Origin of the sequence: Luteimonas sp. 3794 (genome assembly GCF_031456825.1) — a bacterium.
In the GTDB taxonomy this organism is placed as follows: domain Bacteria; phylum Pseudomonadota; class Gammaproteobacteria; order Xanthomonadales; family Xanthomonadaceae; genus Luteimonas.
Window position 1 is genome coordinate 101,159 of sequence record NZ_JAVDVJ010000007.1, and the last position, 18,557, is coordinate 119,715.

An 18,557-nucleotide genomic window follows, 5' to 3' on the forward strand; every position below is an offset into this window, starting at 1 on the left:
GTTCCGGCAGACGCCGGAACGGAAGACGAACGAGGGGCGACGGCCGCGGCCGATGTGGCGTGGCTTCATGCGGAGCGCATGGTCGCATTGTCCCCAGGTGGACCGCACGCGCTTGGCGCACCGGTCGACCTGCGGACGCAATGTGTGGGGCCCGCAATGGCAGACCCCGGATATGACACGGCCCGCCCTCCGGGTTGCGAAGGGCGGGCCGCGGGTTACGCGACGACCGGGATCAGTGATCCACGGCCGTACCTGCACCACGTGGGACGCGGATGCTTTCCACCAGCTCCTGGATGCGCTCCGGGGCTGGCTTGGTCAGCTTGAGGGTGATGTAGGCGGCGATGAAGTTCAGCAGTGCACCGACCGCACCGAAGGACAGCGGCGAGATGCCGAACAGCCAGTTGTCGGGCGTGTTCGCCAGCATGTTGGTGCCTGGAATGAAGAACCAGCCGAGGTAGGTGAAGATGTAGAGCACGGTGGCGCCCAGCCCCACCAGCATGCCGACGATCGCGCCGGACGAGTTCATCTTCTTGGAGAAGATGCCCATCATGATCGCCGGGAACAGCGACGACGCCGCAAGTCCGAATGCCAGCGCCACGGTTTGCGCCGCAAACCCTGGTGGATTGAGTCCCAGCCAGGTGGCCACGACGATCGCCACCGCCATCGAGATGCGCGCCGCCAGCAGTTCCCCCCTCTCCGAGATGTCCGGTTTGAAGGTCGATTTGATGAGGTCGTGACTGATGGCCGAGGAGATCGCCAGCAGCAGACCTGCTGCCGTCGACAGCGCCGCCGCCAGACCACCGGCTGCGATCAGGCCCACCACCCAACCGGGCAGCTGCGCGATCTCGGGATTGGCCAGCACCAGGATGTCCTGGTTGAACGTCACCATCTCGTTGCCCGCCCAGCCGCGCTCTTCCGCGGTGGCTGCGAACGCTTCGTTGGCGGCGTTGTAGTACTGGATGCGGCCGTCGCCGTTGAGGTCCTCGAACTTCAGCAGGCCGGTCTGTTCCCAGTTGCGCATCCAGTCGGGGCGGGCTTCATAGCTGATCGACTCGGCGGACGTGCCCTGGGGATAGATCGTCGTGGCGATGTTCAGACGCGCCATCGCACCCACGGCCGGGGCCACGGTGTAGAGCAGCGCAATGAACACCAGCGCCCAGCCTGCGGACTTGCGGGCATCGGACACCTTCGGCACGGTGAAGAAGCGGATGATCACGTGCGGCAGGCCCGCGGTACCGATCATCAGCGACAGGGTGAAGAGCACCATGTTGAGCGTGGAATCGTGCTGGCCGGTGTAGTCGTTGAAGCCCAGCTCCAGCAGCACCTGGTCGAGCTTCGCCAGCAGCGGCAGGCCCGATTCGGTATGGGTCGAGAACAGGCCCAACTGCGGAATCGCGTTGCCGGTCAGCTGCATCGAGATGAACACCGCCGGGATCGTGTAGGCGATGATCAGCACGACGTACTGCGCCAGCTGCGTGTAGGTGATGCCCTTCATGCCGCCGAGCACCGCGTAGACGAACACGACCGCGGATGCGATCAGCAGGCCGGTGGTGGTGTCGACTTCGAGGAAGCGCGAGAACGCCACGCCGGCGCCGGTCATCTGGCCGATGACGTAGGTCAGCGACATGATCAGCAACGCCGCCACCGCGACCATGCGGGCAGAGCGGCTGTAGAACCGGTCACCGATGAAGTCCGGCACGGTGTAGCGGCCGAACTTGCGCAGGTAAGGCGCCAGCAGCAGGGCCAGCAGCACGTAGCCACCGGTCCAGCCCATCAGGTAGGTCGAATTGCCATAACCGACGAACGCGATGAGGCCTGCCATCGAAATGAACGATGCGGCCGACATCCAGTCCGCCGCGGTCGCGGCGCCGTTGACGATCGGGTGCACGCCGCGCCCGGCGGCATAGAACTCGGACGTGGACCCCGCGCGGGCCCAGATCGCGATACCGATATAGACGAGGAAGGAACCGATGACGAAGATGAGGTTGATCGTGAACTGATCCATTGGCATTGGCCCTTATTGCTCGTCCACGCCGTACTCGCGATCGAGCCGGTTCATGTACCAGGTGTAGAAGAAGATCAGGGCAATGAAGACCAGGATCGAGCCCTGCTGCGCGAACCAGAAACCCAGGTCGGTGCCACCGATCGGAATGCCGGCCAGCAACGGCCGCAGCACGATGCCGAATCCGAACGACACCAGCGCCCAGATCGCCATGCAGATGAAGATGATCCTGAGATTGGCCTTCCAGTAGTTGCTTGCGGTCTTGTCTAACATGCGTCCCTCCTCGGAAGGTCTGAGTTGCAAAGGTCTGGTTGCGGTCGTGTCGTCGCTGCTGCGGATCTCGGTTGGGACATGCGTCGCCTCCCCCGGCGTGTCTGTCGCTCTGGATGCACTGCGCTGGCGTCCTGCCTGGTGACGTCCGAGGGGAACCGGCCTGCGCCGGTTCCCCCGGTGAAACTCAGAACGAGTAGCGCGCCATCGTGTGCAGACGCATCAGCTCGCCGTCGGTACCGGATTCGAGCGTGCGCTCGCCCCAGATCGCCTCCACGCCGAAGTCGAGCTTGGGCACCGGCGACCAGATCATGTTCGCGTGCACCGAGTGGACCTTGCGGGTCACGCCCAGACCGGTCCAGGCGGTTTCGTTGTCCCACTGCGAGCGCGCGTAGAACAGGTTGCCGCGCACCTTCGGCGTGAACACCTGGCGCAGGCCGACATAGCCGGCCCAGCCGCCCAGCGCATCGATGTTGCCGGCCGAATCGACCATTGCATCCTGCTGGATCGTGGCCAGACCGATGTAGCGGCCGATGCCGTCGCCGCCGCTGACCTGGTAGCGGATGTCGGTGCTCTCGCCGAGCTTGACCAGACCGCTGACCGTCGCGCCGTAGCCGGTGTCGGTGCTCTCGGCGCCGGCGACGGGTTCGTACTTCAGCTGGCGCGCCATGCCGGCGAAGCTGACATGGCCCCAGTCGCCCTTGTGGGTGTAGCGGGCGATGACGTCGGGAATCGCGCTGTTGTCGCCGGCGATCACGCGGGCGCCGCCGCCGAAGGGCTGCACGGTGGTCTCCGGGCTCTCGACCGAGATCGCCCAGGGGCCGTTGGTGTAGCGCAGCTGCGGCTGGCGCACGAACACCACCGCATCGGTCGGGCCGACGAAGTCGACCGCGTCGAGCAGCGCGTTGGTGTCCATGAAGTTCGACCAGGTCTGGCCGACCAGCCAGTTGTTGTAGGTCAGGTAGGCGTGGCGCAGCGTCGCGCCATAGGTGTTGGTCGCCGCCGAGTTGCCGAGCGCGCCGCCGAAGAAGTCGAGTTCGACGCGCGCGCCGAGCTTGTCGCCGGAATCGAGCACCGTGCTGGCGTCGAACCACAGGCGCGAGAACTTCAGATGCGCATCGGAATAGGTGTCCGGACCGTCGCCGCCGACCGGGATCGCGCCGGGCACGTAGAAATCGCGGCCCGCGGTGCCCTTGGCAATGTCGCCGTCGGTGGTCTTGGTGACCAGGCCATCGGTGCGGATCATGCCGCCGACGGTGAACTTGGTGCCCGGATTGGCGCCCGGTGTGATCGTCGTTGCCTGGATCGGCGCGGCCGCGCCGGTGCCGGTGGCCACGGCCGGCGCGCCGGGCTGGGCCGCCTGCGCAGTCCGCACTTCGGTCACGACGGTGTCGGTCTGCTGCTGTTGCGTCACCAGCTGCTGGACCATGGCCTCGAGCTGGGCGACGCGGGCTTCGAGCTCACGTTCCTTGGCGGTCTGCGCGAACGCAGCACCGGGCAGGGTGAGCGCGGCAAGCACGGCGGCAGCCAGCAGGCGCGGACGCGCCTTGGTCATCTGGTTCATCAGTTCCCCTCCCACGGGTCTACAGAAAAGCGGTCGCGCACACGGGCATCGACCGGTCCACAGCGGAGACTGCACGGATGTGGACCCCGCGCCCATTCGCCATTGGTCGATACTCCCCAACACGGTCAGGGCGGTTAGACGAAGGTCTAGGCGCCAGCGGCGGCGGATCCGGCACACTGGGCGGACGCGTCTGAAGGAGGATCCACCAATGTCCCATTCCGCAGAAACCTATCCGGCACCGGCCGGTTTCGCCGGCCCTGCCACCATCACCGCCGAGGCCTACGCGCGCGATTACGCGCGCTCGGTGCAGGATCCGGACGCGTTCTGGGGTGAGGCCGCCAAGCGCCTCGACTGGTTCAAGGCGCCGACGAAGATCCGCAACGTCAGCTACGACCTGCAGGATTTCCGCATCCGCTGGTTCGAGGACGGCGAGCTCAACGTCAGCGTCAACTGCATCGACCGGCATCTCGCCGGCAAGGGCGACAAGACCGCGCTGATCTGGGAGGCCGACGGCCCGGACACCCAGGCGCTGCACGTCACCTACAACGATCTGCACGCGCGCGTCTGCAAGCTCGCCAACGCACTGCGCAACCTCGGCGTGGGCAAGGGCGATCGCGTCACCATCTATCTGCCGATGATCGTCGAGGCGGCCGTGGCGATGCTGGCCTGCGCGCGCATCGGCGCGGTGCATTGCGTGGTGTTTGGCGGGTTCTCGGCGAACTCGATCGCCGACCGCGTGAGCGACTGCGGCAGCAAGCTGATCATCACCGCCGACGAAGGCCTGCGCGGCGGCAAGAAAGTGCCGCTCAAAGCGAACGTCGACGCGGCGCTGAAGCTGCCGGGCACCAACACCGTGGAAACCGTGCTGGTCGTGCGCCACACCGGCGGCGCGGTCGACATGCAGATGCCGCGCGACCGCTGGTACGACGCCGTCGTCGACGACCAGCCCGCGACCTGCGAACCCGAGCGCATGAACGCGGAAGATCCGTTGTTCATCCTCTACACCTCCGGTTCGACCGGCAAGCCCAAGGGCGTGCTGCACACGACCGGCGGCTATCTCCTGTTCGCCAGCTACACCCACGAGGCGATCTTCGACCTGCGCGACAGTGATGTGTACTGGTGCACTGCCGATGTCGGCTGGGTCACCGGCCACAGCTACATCGTCTATGGCCCGCTGGCGAACGCCGCGACCTCGCTGATCTTCGAAGGCGTGCCGAACTATCCCGATGCCTCGCGCTTCTGGCAGGTCATCGACAAGCACCAGGTGACGATCTTCTACACCGCGCCGACCGCGATCCGCGCGCTGATGCGCGAGGGCGAGGCGCTGGTCAAGTCGACCTCGCGCAGCTCGCTGCGGCTGCTCGGCAGCGTCGGCGAGCCGATCAATCCCGAAGCCTGGCGCTGGTATTACGAGGTGGTCGGCGATTCGCGTTGCCCGATCGTCGACACCTGGTGGCAGACCGAGACTGGCGGCATCCTGATCTCCCCGCTGCCCGGCGCGATCGACGCCAAGCCCGGTTCGGCGACCAAACCGTTCTTCGGCGTGCAGCCGGCGCTGGTTGATGCCAATGGCGTCGTGCTCGAAGGCGCGGCCGAGGGCAATCTGGTCATCACCGATTCCTGGCCCGGCCAGATGCGCAGCGTCTACGGCGACCACCAGCGTTTCATCGACACCTACTTCAAGGCCTATCCCGGCAGTTACTTCACCGGCGACGGCTGCCGCCGCGACGAGGACGGTTACTACTGGATCACCGGCCGCGTCGACGACGTCATCAATGTCAGCGGGCACCGCATCGGCACGGCGGAGCTGGAAAGCGCGCTGGTGCTGCATCCCAAGGTGGCCGAGGCCGCGGTCGTCGGGTTTCCGCACGACATCAAGGGCCAAGGCATCTACGCCTACGTCACCCTCAAGGATGGCGTGGAATACAGCGAGGAACTGCGCAAGGAACTGGTCAAGCATGTGCGCAGCGAGATCGGCCCGACCGCATCGCCCGATCACATCCAGTGGGCGCCGGGTCTGCCGAAGACCCGCTCGGGCAAGATCATGCGTCGCATCCTGCGCAAGATCGCCGAGAACGCGCCCGACCAGCTCGGCGACACCAGCACGCTGGCCGATCCGTCCGTCGTCGACTCACTGGTCAAGGAGCGGTACATCCCGCAGGGATGACGCTGGAGCGGTGAGGCTCCGGCGCCATCGAGAAAACGCGACGCTGTTCTGCGCCACGCCGGCCTGATCGCCGGCGGGGCGTGGCGTCCGCCGCGCACCCGGTCCCGACGGCCGACGCACCCATATGCCCGCGCCGCACGATCGACGAGGGGCGCATTCCATCTTCCAAGGCATCACCCGCGCCAATGACCACCCTGCTGATTGCCGACGACCACCCGCTGTTCCGCGAGGCTCTGCGCGGTGCGATTTCCCGCGCCGTGCCGAACGCACGCCTGCGGGAGGCCCACAACGTGGATGCGCTCTACGCGATGGTCGAATCGGAGCCCGATGCCGACCTGTTGATGCTCGACCTCAACATGCCCGGTGTGCACGGCTTCAGCGCGCTGGTGCACCTGCGTGCGCAGTTCCCGCAATTGCCGGTGCTGATGGTGTCCGCGCGCGAGGAGCCGGCCGTCATGCGCCGCGCGCTCGACCACGGCGCATCGGGGTTCGTGCCCAAATCCGCCGATGCCGAAACGCTGGCACGCGCCGTCGCGCAAGTGCTCGATGGCGATCGCTTCATACCAGAAGCGGCTGCGTCCGCCGTCGGCGTCTCACCCGGCGAACATGACGTCGCCGCCCGCCTGCGCGATCTCACCCCGCAGCAGTTCCGCGTGCTGCAGATGCTCGGCGATGGCATGCTCAACAAGCAGATCGCCTACGAACTGGGCGTGTCGGAAGCGACCGTCAAGGCGCACATGACCGCGGTGCTGCGCAAGCTGGGCGCATCGAACCGCACGCAGGCGGTGCTGATTGCCGGCAAGCTGGCGGTGGATCCTGATCCGGACGAGATTCCCGCCGACGCGCGCTGAGTGAAGCGGTGCGCCGCGCACCGTCTCGACTTCTTTGATCCAGCCCTTCTCCCCTCGGGAGAAGGTGCCCGAAGGGCGGATGAGGGTGCTTTTCCGTCAGATTGTTGAGCGCGGCCCTCACCGACGCGCTGCGCGCGTAGACCCCGGATCAGGTCCGGGGCAGGCTCTCTCCCAGAGGGAGAGGTGCTCACCTTACCGCTTCCGGTACGCCCGCGGCAATCCGCCTTCGGTCGCCGGCGTCGCCGGACGCAGGTAACGATCGCGCAGTTCCGTCTGCCGCGAGCGCATTTCGATCGCGCGGCCGTCGAACCACACCTGGTCCGCGGTGCTGGTGACATCGAGCGGATCGCCCGACCACAGCACCAGATCCGCGGTGCGGCCGACCGCGATCGTGCCGATGGACCCGCCCACGCCGAACGTCTCCGCCGGCACGCGCGTCAGGCCTGCAAGACCCGCCTCCCACGGCAGGCCATGCGCGACGGCGTTGCCGGCGAGCTGGCGCAGCTTGCGCGCGTTGTGCGACGCGTCACCGGCCTGGGCGAAGCCGACGCGTACACCTGCGGCCTGCAGGCGCGCGGCGTTCTCCATCGTCGCGCCGATCTGGTCGAAGTCCGATGGCAGGTTCACCAGCGGATCGACGAACACCGGCACGTTGGCCGCCGCAAGATCCGACGCAACGCGCCAGCCTTCGGCGCCGCCACGGATCGCGATGCGCAGGCCATGACGTTTCGACCAGCGCAGCAGCTGACGGATGTCGGCGGCGCGATTCACGCCGACGACGATCGTGCCGCGGCCATCCAGATACGGCGCCAGTGCACGCTTGCCGGCCGGGGTCAGCGCAGCGACGTGCGAATCGGCCGGTAGGCGACCGCGCGCTTCGTCGATCAGCTGGTCGAGCAGCATCCATTGTGCGGCGCGCGAGGATCCGCTCTGCTCCGCACCATCTGCGCCGAGCGACAGATACAGCACCTTCGGGCCGGCCGGATCGACGCTGCCGTCCAGACGCATCACCGCGCCCTGGCCGCCGATGATCGAACTCGCGCTGCCGGCCGAGATCAGCGTAAAGCCGATGCCCTCGACGCGCGCCACCGGGATCACGATCGAGTCGGGATTGAAGGCCAGCGTGACGTCGAACTCCGGACGCACGGCCATGTCGCTGGCCTCGCCGAGCGACAGACGATCGTCGCGCGTGCCGCTTTCGCCCGACACTTCCTCAATGCCGATGCCGGTCACGCCGCCGAACAGGGTCGGCGTCAGCGGACGGCCGTTGGCCTCGACCACCTGTGCATCGCCTGCGGACAGGCCTGTGCCGATCGCGGCCACGCGGCCATTGCGCACGAGCACGTCGGTGTTCTGCAGCGAACCCTGGGCGCCGGCGGTGTGCACGGTCGCGCCGCGGATCAGCACCGACTGCGCGGCGACGGGGAGGGTCGCCGCGAGCAATGCGCCGACGACCAGCAGGCGCGTCATCGCGCGAGGCAGACGGCGGCTCATCGGGCACCTCCATTGGCCGCGGCGCCCTGACCGAGCATGAAATCCGACACCGGCTGACGCGCAGGATCGAAGCGGTCGTAGACGTGCGCGCCATCGACCCACACCTGCTCGGCAAGCGCGTAGACCGTGAACGGATTGCCGTTCCAGAGCACCACGTCGCCCATCTTGCCGGCGGTCAGCGTGCCGGTTTGCTCGAGCACGCCGAGCGACTTCGCCGCGTTCTCGGTGAGCCAGCGGATCGCGTGTTCGGGCGTGATCTCGATGCCCGCGCGATGCGCGCTGGCCATGACCTTGGCAGCTTCCTGGTTGAGGCGCTGGATGCCTTCGTCGGAATCGGAATGCACGATCGCGCAGCCACCCGGCGCGCGGTCGACGATGGCGATGTTTTCCTGGATGCCGTCGAAGGCTTCCATCTTGAAGCCCCACCAGTCGGCCCACAGCGCGCCGCAGACACCCTCGGCGCCCAGGCGATCGGCGAGCTTGTAGGCCTCCACGCCGTGGTGGAAGGCGGTGACCTTGAAGTCGAACTCGTTCGCCAGATCCAGCATCTGCGCCATCTCGTCGGCGCGGTAGCAGTGGATGTGCACGAGGATGTCGCCATCCATCGCGCCGGCCATCGTTTCGAGCTTGAGGTCGCGCTTGCCCGGCGAATCACCCGACTGCTTGCTGCGGTATTCGGCGGCGTCGATGAAGGCGGCGCGATAGCCGGCGACATTGCCCATGCGCGTGGCCGGGCCACCCTTCTGGCCGTAGACGCGTTTGGGATTCTCGCCGCAGGCCATCTTCAGACCATAGGGCGCATCCGGAAACTTCATGTCGGTGACCGTCGTCGCTGCGACATTCTTCAGGGTCACACCGCGGCCGCCGACCAGGTTGGCCGACCCCGGCAGGATCTGCAGCGAGGTCACGCCGCCGGCGAGCGCCGCGCCAAAGCCCGGGTCCTGCGGCCACACCGAATGTTCCGCCCAGACCTGCGCGGTATTGGGCGCGGTCATCTCGTTGCCGTCGCTGTGCGCACTGGCGCCCGGGCTCGGATACACGCCCAGATGCGAATGCACGTCGATGATGCCCGGCGTCACCCACTTGCCGGTGCCGTCGACGCGCTGCGCGTTTGCCGGCGCGTCGAGACCGACGCCGACCGCCGCAACGCGGCCGTCCTGCAGCAGCACGTCCGCGCCGTCGAGACGCTGGCCGTCGCCGATCAGCACGGTGGCATTGGTGATCAGGACCGGCGCCGAGGCGATCGGCACGTAGGTGCTGGCGTAGGCGTTCGCGCCCACATGCGCGCCGCCGGACGCGGTGGCCGGCTTTCCGGACGTGGCGGTGCTGGCGCAGCCACCGAACAGGGCGACCGCGAGCGCGGCCGACAGGAGACGAGACATCGGATTTCCCCGGTACGTTGAACGGTCCGCGGCCGCATGCAGTGCGCGCCACGGGCGATGGCCGAGTGTACCCGCGCGCCCCCGATCTGCGCTGCGACCGCCGCCTCGCGTCCGGATGCCGGTCCGGTCGCGTGCGAGAATGGCCGCAAAAAAGAAGGAGAACGGGCGATGAAAGAAAAAGAACAGATCGTCGAGAACTGGCTGCCGCGTTACACCGGCGTACCGTTGGACCAGTTCGGCGAACACATCCTGCTGACCAATTTCAGCGGCTATCTGCATCACTTCGCACGCCTGAGCGGCGCCGAAGTCGTCGGGCTCGACCGGCCGATGCCCAGCGCTACCGCCGACGGCATCACCATGATCAACTTCGGCATGGGCAGTCCCAACGCCGCGACGATGATGGATCTGCTGTCGGCGATCATGCCCAAGGCCGTGCTGTTCCTCGGCAAGTGCGGCGGCCTCAAGCGCAAGAACCAGCTCGGCGATCTGGTACTGCCGATCGCAGCCATCCGCGGCGAAGGCACCAGCAGCGATTACCTGCTGCCCGAAGTGCCGGCGCTGCCCGCGTTCGCCCTGCAGCGTGCGGTCTCGACGATGATCCGCGACCTCGGCCACGACTACTGGACCGGCACCGTCTACACGACCAACCGCCGCGTCTGGGAACACGACGCCGCGTTCAAGGAACGCCTGCGCGCGATGCGCTGCATGGCCATCGACATGGAAACCGCGACAATCTTCGCCGCCGGCTTCGCGAACCGCATTCCTGCCGGCGCGCTGCTGCTGGTCAGTGACCAGCCGATGATTCCCGAAGGCGTCAAGACCGAAGCCTCCGATGCGCTGGTCAGCGCGGACTTCGTCGAGCGGCACATCAACATTGGCATCGAGGCGCTGAAGCTGATCCGTAGGCATGGCAAGTCGGTCAGGCATTTGCGGTTCGACGAGTAAGGCGGCGAGCGTTTCCTCCAGAGGATGAGACCGCTTGAGCTTTGAGCCCTTCTTCCTCCGGGAGAGAGCCTGCCCCGGACCTGATCCGGGGTCGACGCGCGAAGCGCATCGGGTGAGGGAAGGACGTGAGGAACTGCGAAAAGCACCCTCACCCCAACCCCCGCTCCGCGCCCCGCACCCCGCCTCGCCGCGGGGTCGTTCATCTGCACGCAGGCCAGTGGCCCGCAAACATGCCTCTTCACCCCAGAGGGAGAGGGGCTTCAAGCTTTGAAAGCACCTCTCCCTCCGGGAGAGGTCGAAACGGCGCAGCCGTTTCGGGTGAGGGCAGGTCGTGAGGCACATCGAAAGCACGCTCACTTCAGCTGCTCTTCCATGGTGGAGGGGCTCGAACAATGATCGGAAGCGTACCCACAAAAAAGCCCGGCATCCGCCGGGCTTTTTCATGCCACCATCGCGCCGAACTCAGTTCGCCGCAGGGCGCTTCACCACGTAGATCAGGCCATCCGCATGCGCCTGGATCAGGTCGGCCTTGGCAATCTGGATCTGCTCGCTCTCGTCGAACTCGGTGCCGGACAGGTCGCCGCGGATGTCGCTGCGGGCCACCGACTTGTCGGCCGCAGCCGCGTTCTCGGTGATCACCACCACGCCGGCGGCATCGGTGGATACGACCTTCATCAGGCCGTAGGCCGGATCGATCGGCTTCTCGTTCTCGTCGGTGAACTCGTAATCGGAGAATTCGCTCAGCTGCGCGGCATAGATGTCGCCGACGGCCGGAGCCTCGAGCAGCGCCTTGTCGGCGTCTCCACCCTGGCAGGCGGCCAGCAGCATCACACCGGACAGGAAAAACAGGGCAGGCAGCAGCAGGCGGATCGGGCGACGCGTCATGAAGCACTCCGATGAATGTGGGAATCGCGCCGAGTATAGGGCTGCGTGCGCACGAAACGACACGTGGTGCGCGCGCCGTCCGGCCGCGCTAGTCTGCCATCATGGACACGATCACCCCTGAAGATGTCGTCGCTTTCTGGCGCGACGCCGGCATGCAGAAATGGTTCCAGGGCGGCGACGCCTTCGACCGCGAATGCGACGCACGCTTTCGCGAGGCGCACTTCGCTGCGGGCCGGCGCGAGCTGGAACACTGGCTCGACACACCGGAAGGCGGCCTCGCGCTGCTGATCCTGCTCGACCAGATTCCGCGCAACATCTTCCGCGACAGCGGGCATGCGTTCGCCACCGACAGTCTCGCGCGCCATTACGCGCAGCGCATGATCGACGCCGGCCATGACCGCAGCTTCCAGGCCGACCTGCGCGGCTTCGTCTATCTGCCGTTCGAGCATTCGGAAGACCTGGCTGACCAGAAACGCTCGGTCGAACTCTTTGCCGATGTCGACAACGACGCGTACCGCAACTACGCCCAGGCGCACCTAGACGTCATCGAGCGCTTCGGCCGCTTCCCGCATCGCAACCGCGCGCTGGGTCGCATCAATACGCCTGAAGAGCAGACCTGGCTCGACGAAGGCGGCGGCTTCTAGTGGCGCACTGAATCTGTAGGAGCGCGCTTGCGCGCGATGGGCCTTCCTGCGGAAGCCGAAGCACGCGCAAGCGCGTCCCCAGCGTCACAAAAACGAATCCGCCAATCGCGCGATGCCTTCGACGCTGCGCCGCCAGGCCGGCCGTCGCGTCCAGTCTTCGGTATCGAGCACGTCCGACTCGCGTAGATAGTCCAGCTCGATCTCGCGCAGCCGCGCCACGACGCCGGCGTCGAAGCACAGCAGGCCGGCCTCGGCATTGAGCATGAAGCTGCGGATGTCGAGATTGCTCGAGCCCACCAGCGCGATGTCGTCGTCGATGCTCAGGTGCTTGGCATGCAGGAAGTGCGGCCGGTACAAGGCGATGCGCACGCCGGCTGCGAGCAGCTCGTCGTAGAAGCCCGCCTGCGCCCAGGCGGTCAGGCGCTGGTTGTTTGTGGCCGACAGGATCAGCTGCACCGACACACCTGACAGGGCGGCCACACGCAGCGCACCGAGCGTCGCCTCATCGGGTACGAAGTAGGGCGTCACCAGCACCGCCCGCCTGCGCGCACGCTGCACGAGTGCAATGAGCACGTCGCGTGCATTCTCGAACGGATACGCCGGCCCGCTCGGCAGCAGCTGCGCCGCCACGTGGCCGCTGGGTGCGATCGGCGGCGCATCGACTTCAAGCACCTCGCCGGTTTCGATGTACCAGTCGCTGGCGAACAACGCCTGCAGTTGTGCGACCACCGGCCCGCGCACCCGCGCGACGACCTCGCGGTTGGGATGGCCGGGGACGAATTCCGGATCGGCCAGGTTCTGTGACCCCGTCAGCGCGAGACGGCCGTCGATCACCGCGATCTTGCGATGGTTGCGCAGGTCCATCCGCGCACTGCGCCGCCATGCGAATCCGCCGGCCAGCGTGGCCTGCACGCTGACGCCGGCATCGCGCAGCGTGCGCCGGAAGGCCCGCAGTCCGGGCTTGGCGCCCACCGCGTCCAGCAGCAAGCGGCAGCGCACGCCGCGCCGGGCGGCACGTTCGAGCGCATCGGCGACCTTGCGGCCGGTGGCGTCGTCGCGCATCAGGTAATAGAGCAGGTTCACCTCGCGCGTCGCCGCGTCGATGTCGTCGACCAGGCGTTGCAGCGAGCCTGCGTAATCGTCGAGCAGCTCGACCGCATTGCCGTTGGTCGGCATGAAGTCACCGAGCCGTTCCACCAGCCGCGCCGCATCCGCCTGGGCGGAGAATGTATCCGCCGGACACCAGCGCAGTGCGGTCAACGGCATCTGCCGCTGCCGGATCAATCGCGATGCCTGCGCCTGGCGCTCGCGCCGCAGCTTCGACAGCCACGGATGACCGAGCAGCAGATAGGCCGGCAGCCCGAGCAACGGCACGAACCCGATCAGCAACAACCAGCTGCGCGCGGCCGACGAGCGCGTGCGCGCCGGAATCCACAGCAGGGCCGCGATCCGGATCAGCCAGTCGGCGACGAGAATCCACAGGCCGATGTGCAGGTCGTCATTCGACATGCGTTCGAGTGTGGCATGCGGGTGTGGCGGGGCACGTCATCCGAAGGCCGCCTCGTGCACCGGCAGAGTTAAAGCGGAAGTTCTGCAACTCAAACGTCGCGATAGCGCTTCGAGCCCCTCTCCCTTCGGGAGAGGGGTTGGGGTGAGGGCGCGCGCTGCGCGCGCGTAAACTGGCAGCAATGCCACGTCCCAGAAACACAGGACCCGCCTGGCAGCGGGTTCTGCATTGAAGGCGCTGGATCCCGGATCGTCGCTGCGCGCCGTCCGGGATGATGGGCCGTGGGTAGTGGCTCGCACGTTTGCCGGGCCGTTGACTGAGCCCCTCTCCCTCTGGGACTACTTGCCCCTGGGGTAGAGGGGTTGGGGCGCGCGGCGCGCGCATGCCTCCGGCAACTTCCAGAATCCCGAAAACACGAAACCCGCCTTGCGGCGGGTTTCGTAAGGAGGCGCTGGATCCCCGCCTTCGCGGGGATGACCTTCCGGCAGCCACGCGCTGCGCGCGCGGGCCGTCAGGTCACTTGATCTTGCCTTCCTTGTAGATCACGTGCTTCCGGACGACGGGGTCGTACTTCTTGAACTCCATCTTGCCGGGGGTGTTCTTCTTGTTCTTGTCCGTGGTGTAGAAATGCCCGGTGTTGGCCGAGGAAATCAGACGGATCTTGTCGCGCTTGCCTGCCATGTTCTAACTCCTCAGACCTTTTCGCCGCGGGCACGAAGCTCGGCGAGGACGACGTCGATGCCGTTCTTGTCGATGGTGCGCAGGGCCTTGGTGGATACACGCAGCTTGATCCAGCGGTTTTCGCTGGCAACCCAGAAACGACGCTCATGCAGGTTCGGCATGAAGCGGCGACGGGTCTTGTTCATGGCATGCGACACGTTGTTGCCATGCGTCGTACGCTTGCCAGTGACTTGGCAGACTCGGGACATTACGCACCTCGAAGTATTTGATATCGCCCTTAGCCAGGGAGATGGCGGCCCCGATGGCGTGGCCATCGCGCGGTACGGGAAGGAGTCTCGCTGCACCACTGCCGGGGAATCGCGCTTCCGGAAGGCAGGTCAGGCCATGTTTCCATGGGCTGGACGCAACGAGCCGGCCATTATGCTGAAATTCCCTTTGCCGCGCAAGGCCTTGGGGCAACAAGGCCTCGAATTGCCCCTGTAGGAGCGCCCTTGGGCGCGATCGACGGTGCAGGGAAAGCCCCATCGCGCCCAAGGGCGCTCCTACAGGGATGCGATGAAACGCACTCAGCCCCGCTTGCGTGCCCGCGGCTTGCGCGGCTTCGCGCCCACCGGTGGCGCGGTGTCCTTGCCGGTCAGCACGCCGGCGTCCTGCAGCGTCTCCAGCCACGACAGCGTGTCGACGTAGGCGAGGAACTGGCGCAGGTATTCCGGCGACAGCCCGCCCATCAGGGTCAGCGAGCGATGGGCGAGGGCGGCGGAGTTCAGCGGACCGGCGCCGGTCGGCACTTCAGCTAGGGATTTGCGGACCTGGCTGCCGGTGCGCAGCGTCGACCACAGCGTGCGGAACTCGTCGACGGCGGGTAACTCGGGATAGGCCGCGTTCGCTGACGCGTGCTGCGTGCGCGCGGTCATGCCGTCGACCAGGGTGCCCAGCACGCCGCGTACCGGCGTGCCATCGATCGCCTCGCGCGGCCAGCCTTCGACATCGCGTGTGTACGCGTCTACCAGGGCGGCCAGCTTCGCATCGAGCGCGTGTCGCGCCGCACCGTCCAGCACCGCTGCGCGGCGATGCAAGGCCGCGATGCGATGGAAGCGCAACGGATCCAGGCGATCGGCCCCGGTGGCACGCCACCCGTCGAGCACCGCGTCGATGTCGAGGCGATCAGCGGCCATCAGGACTGGCGGCGGCCTGCAGGCGGGGCACCGGCGCCATCTCCACGCGACGGTTCTGCGCGCGACCTTCGGCGTCATCGTTGGACCCCACCGGCTGCTGCGCGCCGAACGCGGCGGCGAACACCGATTCGGCCGGGACACCCGCGGCGATCAGGCCGCGGGTCACGTTCAAAGCGCGCTGCGCCGAGAGCTCCAGATTGTCCGAGAACCGGTTGCCGTCGCGCACCAGTCGGTCGTCGGTGAAGCCGCTGACCATCAGGATCTCGTCGCGCGACGCCAGATACTCGGTCAGTGGGCCAGCCAGACTCTGCAGCAGTTCGCGGCCTTCGGGCTGCAATTGGTCGGACGCATCCGCGAACAGCACGCTGCCGCGGATGCCGATGCGGCCGTCGACCAGGGTGATGCGTCCGGCAGCCAGGGGCGCGGCCAGGGCCTGCTCCAGCGTCTGCCGGCGCTGCGTTTCCGCTTCGCGCTGTGCGATCTCCGCGTCCAGCTTCATTTCCAGCTGCAGCTGCACGCCGATCACGCCGACCAGGATCAGCACGAACACGCCCAGCAGCACCGACATCAGATCGCCGAACGCGGCCCAGATGGGCGCGGACGATTCGTGATCGCCGTCCAGTTCGACGCTCATGCGGACGCGGCGCGCGATGCGCCGAGCTGCTGCAGGTCTTCGATGATCTGCTTCTGCGCCAGCACGCTGAGATCCACGACCTCACGCGCCTGCGCTACGTAGTACGCCAGCTGCTCGTCGCTGCGCGCCAGCGATTTCTCCAGTGCGTCCTCGATGCCCTGCAGGCGCGTCGCCAACTGCTGGTTCGATTCGCCGAAGACCTCGACCGCCGCGCCAAACGCTTCGCCGAGACTCGCGACTTCGGCCGCGCCGACGCTGAGCGTCGTCGCCACGCCATCGAGCTTGCCGGTCTCGGCAATGATGTGATCGGTGAAGCGCGTGCCCACGCGTTCCAGCAGATCGGCCGAGGTTGCGACCAGTGCATCGATCGCCGCGCGCTGTTCGGTCGAGGCGTGATTCACCGCGCTCAGCAATGTGTCGAGCGTCGACAGCATCTGCGTGCGTTCTTCCAGCATCGCGGTGTCGCGCACCATGCTTTCCGACAGCGACTGGCGCAGTTCCGCGATGACTTCCGCAGCCGCGCGCGGCGCTTCAGACGCGGTGTCGATCAGGCGCGAGATCTCGGCGATGGTCGCGCTGGCATGCGCCTGTGTCTGCGCACCGATGGTGTCCGCGGTGGTCGCCAGCGTGTCGCAGATCGCCTGCTGCTGACGCGTGGTCTCTGCGCCGGCCTGGGCCCAGTCCTCGCGCAGCGCGGTGCCTATCGCGTTGAGGCTGTCGGTCCACGCGGCAAGGCGCTGGGCGTCCTGCGCCGCGAGCGCGGTCTGCAGGTCGGCGTGCGAGCTGTCGACCTTCTGCAGCAGCGTGGCCGAGTGCGTTTCAAATGTCGCCGCGGCTGCAGTCAGCGCCTGCTGATGCTGCGCGCTCATGGTTTCATTGGTTGCGACCTGCTTCGCCAGCGCGTCGTTCCATGCGGCGCTGACGCTGCCGGCGGTCGCATCAAGACGCGTGGCGACACCGTCCACCAGTGCGGTCGCGCGCTGCGCGAAGGTCTCGCCGATGCCGTCGAGTGTGCTGCGCAGATCGGAGGTCAGCGCGGCATGCGCGGCCTGCTGCGCGGTCAGCGCGTCCTGCCAGCGCTCGGCGATGCTGGCCGTGGATGCGTCGAAGCCTGTGTTGAGCGCCTGCAGCTGGCGGTCGACGGCGTCAGTCACGGTGTCGTGCAGCGCGGCGGTCTGCGCGGTCGTCGCATCGAGACGCGTGGTGACTTCGCCGAGCAGGCCGTTCGCGCGCTGGTCGAATGTTGAATTGAAGCCGTCGAGCGCGCCACGCAGATCGCGCGCCAGGGTTTCGTTCGCCGCCTGCTGGCCGTCCACCGCCTGTTGCCAGCGCTCGGTCACGGCTGCGGTCGACGCGTCGAAGCTTGTGTTGAGTGCCTGCAGCTGCCGCTCCACCGCATCGGATACCGTCGCCTGCAGCGCTGCTGTCTCGCGTGCCAGCGCCGCCATCGTGGTTTCGAACACCGGCTGCAGTGCGGCCGTCGCCGCGCGCGCGCCCTCGGCCACGCTGGTCTGCAGCGAACGCTCGACCGATGCGGCCAGCTGTGCGTAGACCGCCTCGGTGCGGCCGTGGAACGCGTCCTGGCTTGCGGCATGACGTTCGCCGGTGGCGGCGCTCTGCTGCTCGATCGTCGCCATCATCGCGCCCAGCCGCTCGACCAGCGCCGGCATCACCTCGGTCTGCTGCTGCAGCAGACGCAGGGTTTCCTCGCGCTGGTGCGCCTGCGAATGCACGCGCAGCGTTGTCGCCGCGGCCACATCCAGCAGCTGCACGGTGTGCGCACGTTCGCGGCGCAGAAGCGCCGAGGCCAGGCCCAGCATCGCCGAGGCCGCGATGCCCGCGATCGACGTGCCGAACGCGACGCCCAGGCCCTGGATCGGCGCGGCCAGCGAATCGCGCATCGCCTGCAGATCGGTCGCCGTCTCCAGCGCCATGCCGGTGCCGCGCAGCATCACCATCATGCCCAGCAGCGTGCCCAGCATGCCCAGCAGCACCAGCATGCCGACCAGGTACGGCGTGAGTGCCGGCACCGGCAGCGCGACGCGCTCGCCTTCGATGCGCAGGCGCACCGCGTTGCGCAAACCGGCATCCAGCCCACCCAGCCAGTCGCCCAGCGACGACGGCGGATCGCTCAATTGCGCGACGCCATCGGTCAGCGTTTTTGTCGCCTGCCGATAGCGCAGCAGCTCCAGACCACCGGCGAGATAACAGGCGCCGATCAACAGCGAGACGGCGAGCGCCAGCGTGTTCGAGCCGATGTAGCCGATGGCGATCCAGCCGACCACGGCCAGGCCGAGGGCGAACGCGAACGCGGGAAGGAGAGCGGTGGTGGGACTGCGTGAGGACATAAGCACTG

General features: G+C 67.2%; 16 protein-coding genes. 4 read left to right on the top strand and 12 right to left on the bottom strand.

Translation table 11 applies throughout. The annotated features are described in order from the left end of the window. Positions 1 to 232 precede the first annotated feature (232 nt). The 3 genes from J2X52_RS11485 to J2X52_RS11495 all read right to left on the bottom strand — a co-directional run bounded on the left by J2X52_RS11485 (position 233) and on the right by J2X52_RS11495 (position 3,836). Positions 233 to 2,005, bottom strand: coding sequence for a sodium:solute symporter family protein (locus tag J2X52_RS11485; RefSeq protein ID WP_310153205.1), 1,773 nt, complete (start codon positions 2,003 to 2,005; stop codon positions 233 to 235). Positions 2,006 to 2,017: 12 nt separating this feature from the next. Then, on the bottom strand, positions 2,018 to 2,275 hold the full coding sequence (locus tag J2X52_RS11490; protein WP_310153208.1) for a DUF4212 domain-containing protein: 258 nt from the start codon (positions 2,273 to 2,275) through the stop codon (positions 2,018 to 2,020). A gap of 184 nt (positions 2,276 to 2,459) precedes the next feature. Next, positions 2,460 to 3,836 carry a DcaP family trimeric outer membrane transporter gene (locus J2X52_RS11495; RefSeq protein WP_310153211.1) on the bottom strand — a complete coding sequence of 459 codons (1,377 nt, stop codon included), beginning with the start codon at positions 3,834 to 3,836 and terminating at the stop codon, positions 2,460 to 2,462. Positions 3,837 to 3,915: 79 nt separating this feature from the next. Here J2X52_RS11495 and acs point away from each other — a divergent pair, with 79 nt between their 5' ends. Further along, positions 3,916 to 6,003 (top strand): acetate--CoA ligase, encoded by a 2,088-nt coding sequence (acs, locus tag J2X52_RS11500; RefSeq protein WP_310153214.1) that lies wholly within the window; start codon positions 3,916 to 3,918, stop codon positions 6,001 to 6,003. Between the two features lie 185 nt (positions 6,004 to 6,188). Further along, entirely contained in the window at positions 6,189 to 6,854 is a 666-nt protein-coding gene (locus J2X52_RS11505; RefSeq protein WP_310153216.1) for a response regulator transcription factor, read from the top strand. Between the two features lie 192 nt (positions 6,855 to 7,046). On the opposite strand, the gene J2X52_RS11510 is transcribed toward J2X52_RS11505, so the two are convergent. Together J2X52_RS11510 and J2X52_RS11515 are read right to left on the bottom strand one after the other, a co-directional pair. After that, positions 7,047 to 8,348, bottom strand: coding sequence for an amidohydrolase family protein (locus J2X52_RS11510; protein WP_310153219.1), 1,302 nt, complete (start codon positions 8,346 to 8,348; stop codon positions 7,047 to 7,049). Continuing rightward, positions 8,345 to 9,730, bottom strand: coding sequence for an amidohydrolase family protein (locus tag J2X52_RS11515; protein WP_310153220.1), 1,386 nt, complete (start codon positions 9,728 to 9,730; stop codon positions 8,345 to 8,347). Before J2X52_RS11515 ends, J2X52_RS11510 begins: the two co-directional genes overlap by 4 nt. A 168-nt stretch (positions 9,731 to 9,898) precedes the next feature. On the opposite strand from J2X52_RS11515, the gene J2X52_RS11520 reads away from it, so the two are divergent. Then, positions 9,899 to 10,675 (top strand): AMP nucleosidase, encoded by a 777-nt coding sequence (locus J2X52_RS11520; protein WP_310153222.1) that lies wholly within the window; start codon positions 9,899 to 9,901, stop codon positions 10,673 to 10,675. 462 nt (positions 10,676 to 11,137) lie between these two features. Here the strand turns inward: J2X52_RS11520 and J2X52_RS11525 are convergent, their stop codons facing one another. Continuing rightward, positions 11,138 to 11,560, bottom strand: a complete 423-nt coding sequence (locus tag J2X52_RS11525) for a hypothetical protein (RefSeq protein ID WP_310153225.1) — start codon at positions 11,558 to 11,560, stop codon at positions 11,138 to 11,140. Positions 11,561 to 11,661: 101 nt separating this feature from the next. Between J2X52_RS11525 and J2X52_RS11530 the strand changes: the two genes are divergently transcribed. Continuing rightward, complete coding sequence (locus J2X52_RS11530; RefSeq protein WP_310153226.1) at positions 11,662 to 12,204, top strand: DUF924 family protein; 543 nt, start codon at positions 11,662 to 11,664, stop codon at positions 12,202 to 12,204. An 84-nt stretch (positions 12,205 to 12,288) separates the two neighbouring features. Here J2X52_RS11530 and cls read toward each other — a convergent pair whose 3' ends face one another. The 6 genes from cls to J2X52_RS11560 form a co-directional block, all read right to left on the bottom strand. Then, on the bottom strand, positions 12,289 to 13,713 hold the full coding sequence (gene cls, locus J2X52_RS11535; RefSeq protein ID WP_310153228.1) for a cardiolipin synthase: 1,425 nt from the start codon (positions 13,711 to 13,713) through the stop codon (positions 12,289 to 12,291). 514 nt (positions 13,714 to 14,227) lie between these two features. Then, positions 14,228 to 14,392, bottom strand: a complete 165-nt coding sequence (gene rpmG, locus J2X52_RS11540) for a 50S ribosomal protein L33 (RefSeq protein WP_096296520.1) — start codon at positions 14,390 to 14,392, stop codon at positions 14,228 to 14,230. Between the two features lie 11 nt (positions 14,393 to 14,403). After that, the gene (gene rpmB, locus J2X52_RS11545; RefSeq protein WP_096209782.1) at positions 14,404 to 14,640 is read right to left on the bottom strand and encodes a 50S ribosomal protein L28; all 237 of its coding nucleotides are present in this window, start codon (positions 14,638 to 14,640) and stop codon (positions 14,404 to 14,406) included. A gap of 318 nt (positions 14,641 to 14,958) precedes the next feature. Next, positions 14,959 to 15,567 carry a DUF2894 domain-containing protein gene (locus J2X52_RS11550; protein WP_310153245.1) on the bottom strand — a complete coding sequence of 203 codons (609 nt, stop codon included), beginning with the start codon at positions 15,565 to 15,567 and terminating at the stop codon, positions 14,959 to 14,961. Next, complete coding sequence (locus J2X52_RS11555; protein WP_310153248.1) at positions 15,557 to 16,201, bottom strand: OmpA family protein; 645 nt, start codon at positions 16,199 to 16,201, stop codon at positions 15,557 to 15,559. Before J2X52_RS11555 ends, J2X52_RS11550 begins: the two co-directional genes overlap by 11 nt. Continuing rightward, a complete protein-coding gene (locus J2X52_RS11560; protein ID WP_310153251.1) occupies positions 16,198 to 18,549 on the bottom strand; it encodes a DUF802 domain-containing protein in 2,352 nt (783 codons plus the stop codon). The genes J2X52_RS11555 and J2X52_RS11560 overlap by 4 nt, the downstream gene beginning before the upstream one ends. Between the last annotated feature and the right edge of the window lie 8 nt (positions 18,550 to 18,557).

What these genes read in the sequence shown, in the direction of transcription:
- J2X52_RS11485 (WP_310153205.1), bottom strand. Translation starts at nt 2,005, where the DNA reads ATGGATCAGTTCACGATCAACCTCATCTTCGTCATCGGTTCCTTCCTC.
- J2X52_RS11490 (WP_310153208.1), bottom strand. Translation starts at nt 2,275, where the DNA reads ATGTTAGACAAGACCGCAAGCAACTACTGGAAGGCCAATCTCAGGATC.
- J2X52_RS11495 (WP_310153211.1), bottom strand. Translation starts at nt 3,836, where the DNA reads ATGAACCAGATGACCAAGGCGCGTCCGCGCCTGCTGGCTGCCGCCGTG.
- J2X52_RS11505 (WP_310153216.1), top strand. Translation starts at nt 6,189, where the DNA reads ATGACCACCCTGCTGATTGCCGACGACCACCCGCTGTTCCGCGAGGCT.
- J2X52_RS11510 (WP_310153219.1), bottom strand. Translation starts at nt 8,348, where the DNA reads ATGAGCCGCCGTCTGCCTCGCGCGATGACGCGCCTGCTGGTCGTCGGC.
- J2X52_RS11515 (WP_310153220.1), bottom strand. Translation starts at nt 9,730, where the DNA reads ATGTCTCGTCTCCTGTCGGCCGCGCTCGCGGTCGCCCTGTTCGGTGGC.
- J2X52_RS11520 (WP_310153222.1), top strand. Translation starts at nt 9,899, where the DNA reads ATGAAAGAAAAAGAACAGATCGTCGAGAACTGGCTGCCGCGTTACACC.
- J2X52_RS11525 (WP_310153225.1), bottom strand. Translation starts at nt 11,560, where the DNA reads ATGACGCGTCGCCCGATCCGCCTGCTGCTGCCTGCCCTGTTTTTCCTG.
- J2X52_RS11530 (WP_310153226.1), top strand. Translation starts at nt 11,662, where the DNA reads ATGGACACGATCACCCCTGAAGATGTCGTCGCTTTCTGGCGCGACGCC.
- cls (WP_310153228.1), bottom strand. Translation starts at nt 13,713, where the DNA reads ATGTCGAATGACGACCTGCACATCGGCCTGTGGATTCTCGTCGCCGAC.
- rpmG (WP_096296520.1), bottom strand. Translation starts at nt 14,392, where the DNA reads ATGGCAGGCAAGCGCGACAAGATCCGTCTGATTTCCTCGGCCAACACC.
- rpmB (WP_096209782.1), bottom strand. Translation starts at nt 14,640, where the DNA reads ATGTCCCGAGTCTGCCAAGTCACTGGCAAGCGTACGACGCATGGCAAC.
- J2X52_RS11550 (WP_310153245.1), bottom strand. Translation starts at nt 15,567, where the DNA reads ATGGCCGCTGATCGCCTCGACATCGACGCGGTGCTCGACGGGTGGCGT.
- J2X52_RS11555 (WP_310153248.1), bottom strand. Translation starts at nt 16,201, where the DNA reads ATGAGCGTCGAACTGGACGGCGATCACGAATCGTCCGCGCCCATCTGG.
- J2X52_RS11560 (WP_310153251.1), bottom strand. Translation starts at nt 18,549, where the DNA reads ATGTCCTCACGCAGTCCCACCACCGCTCTCCTTCCCGCGTTCGCGTTC.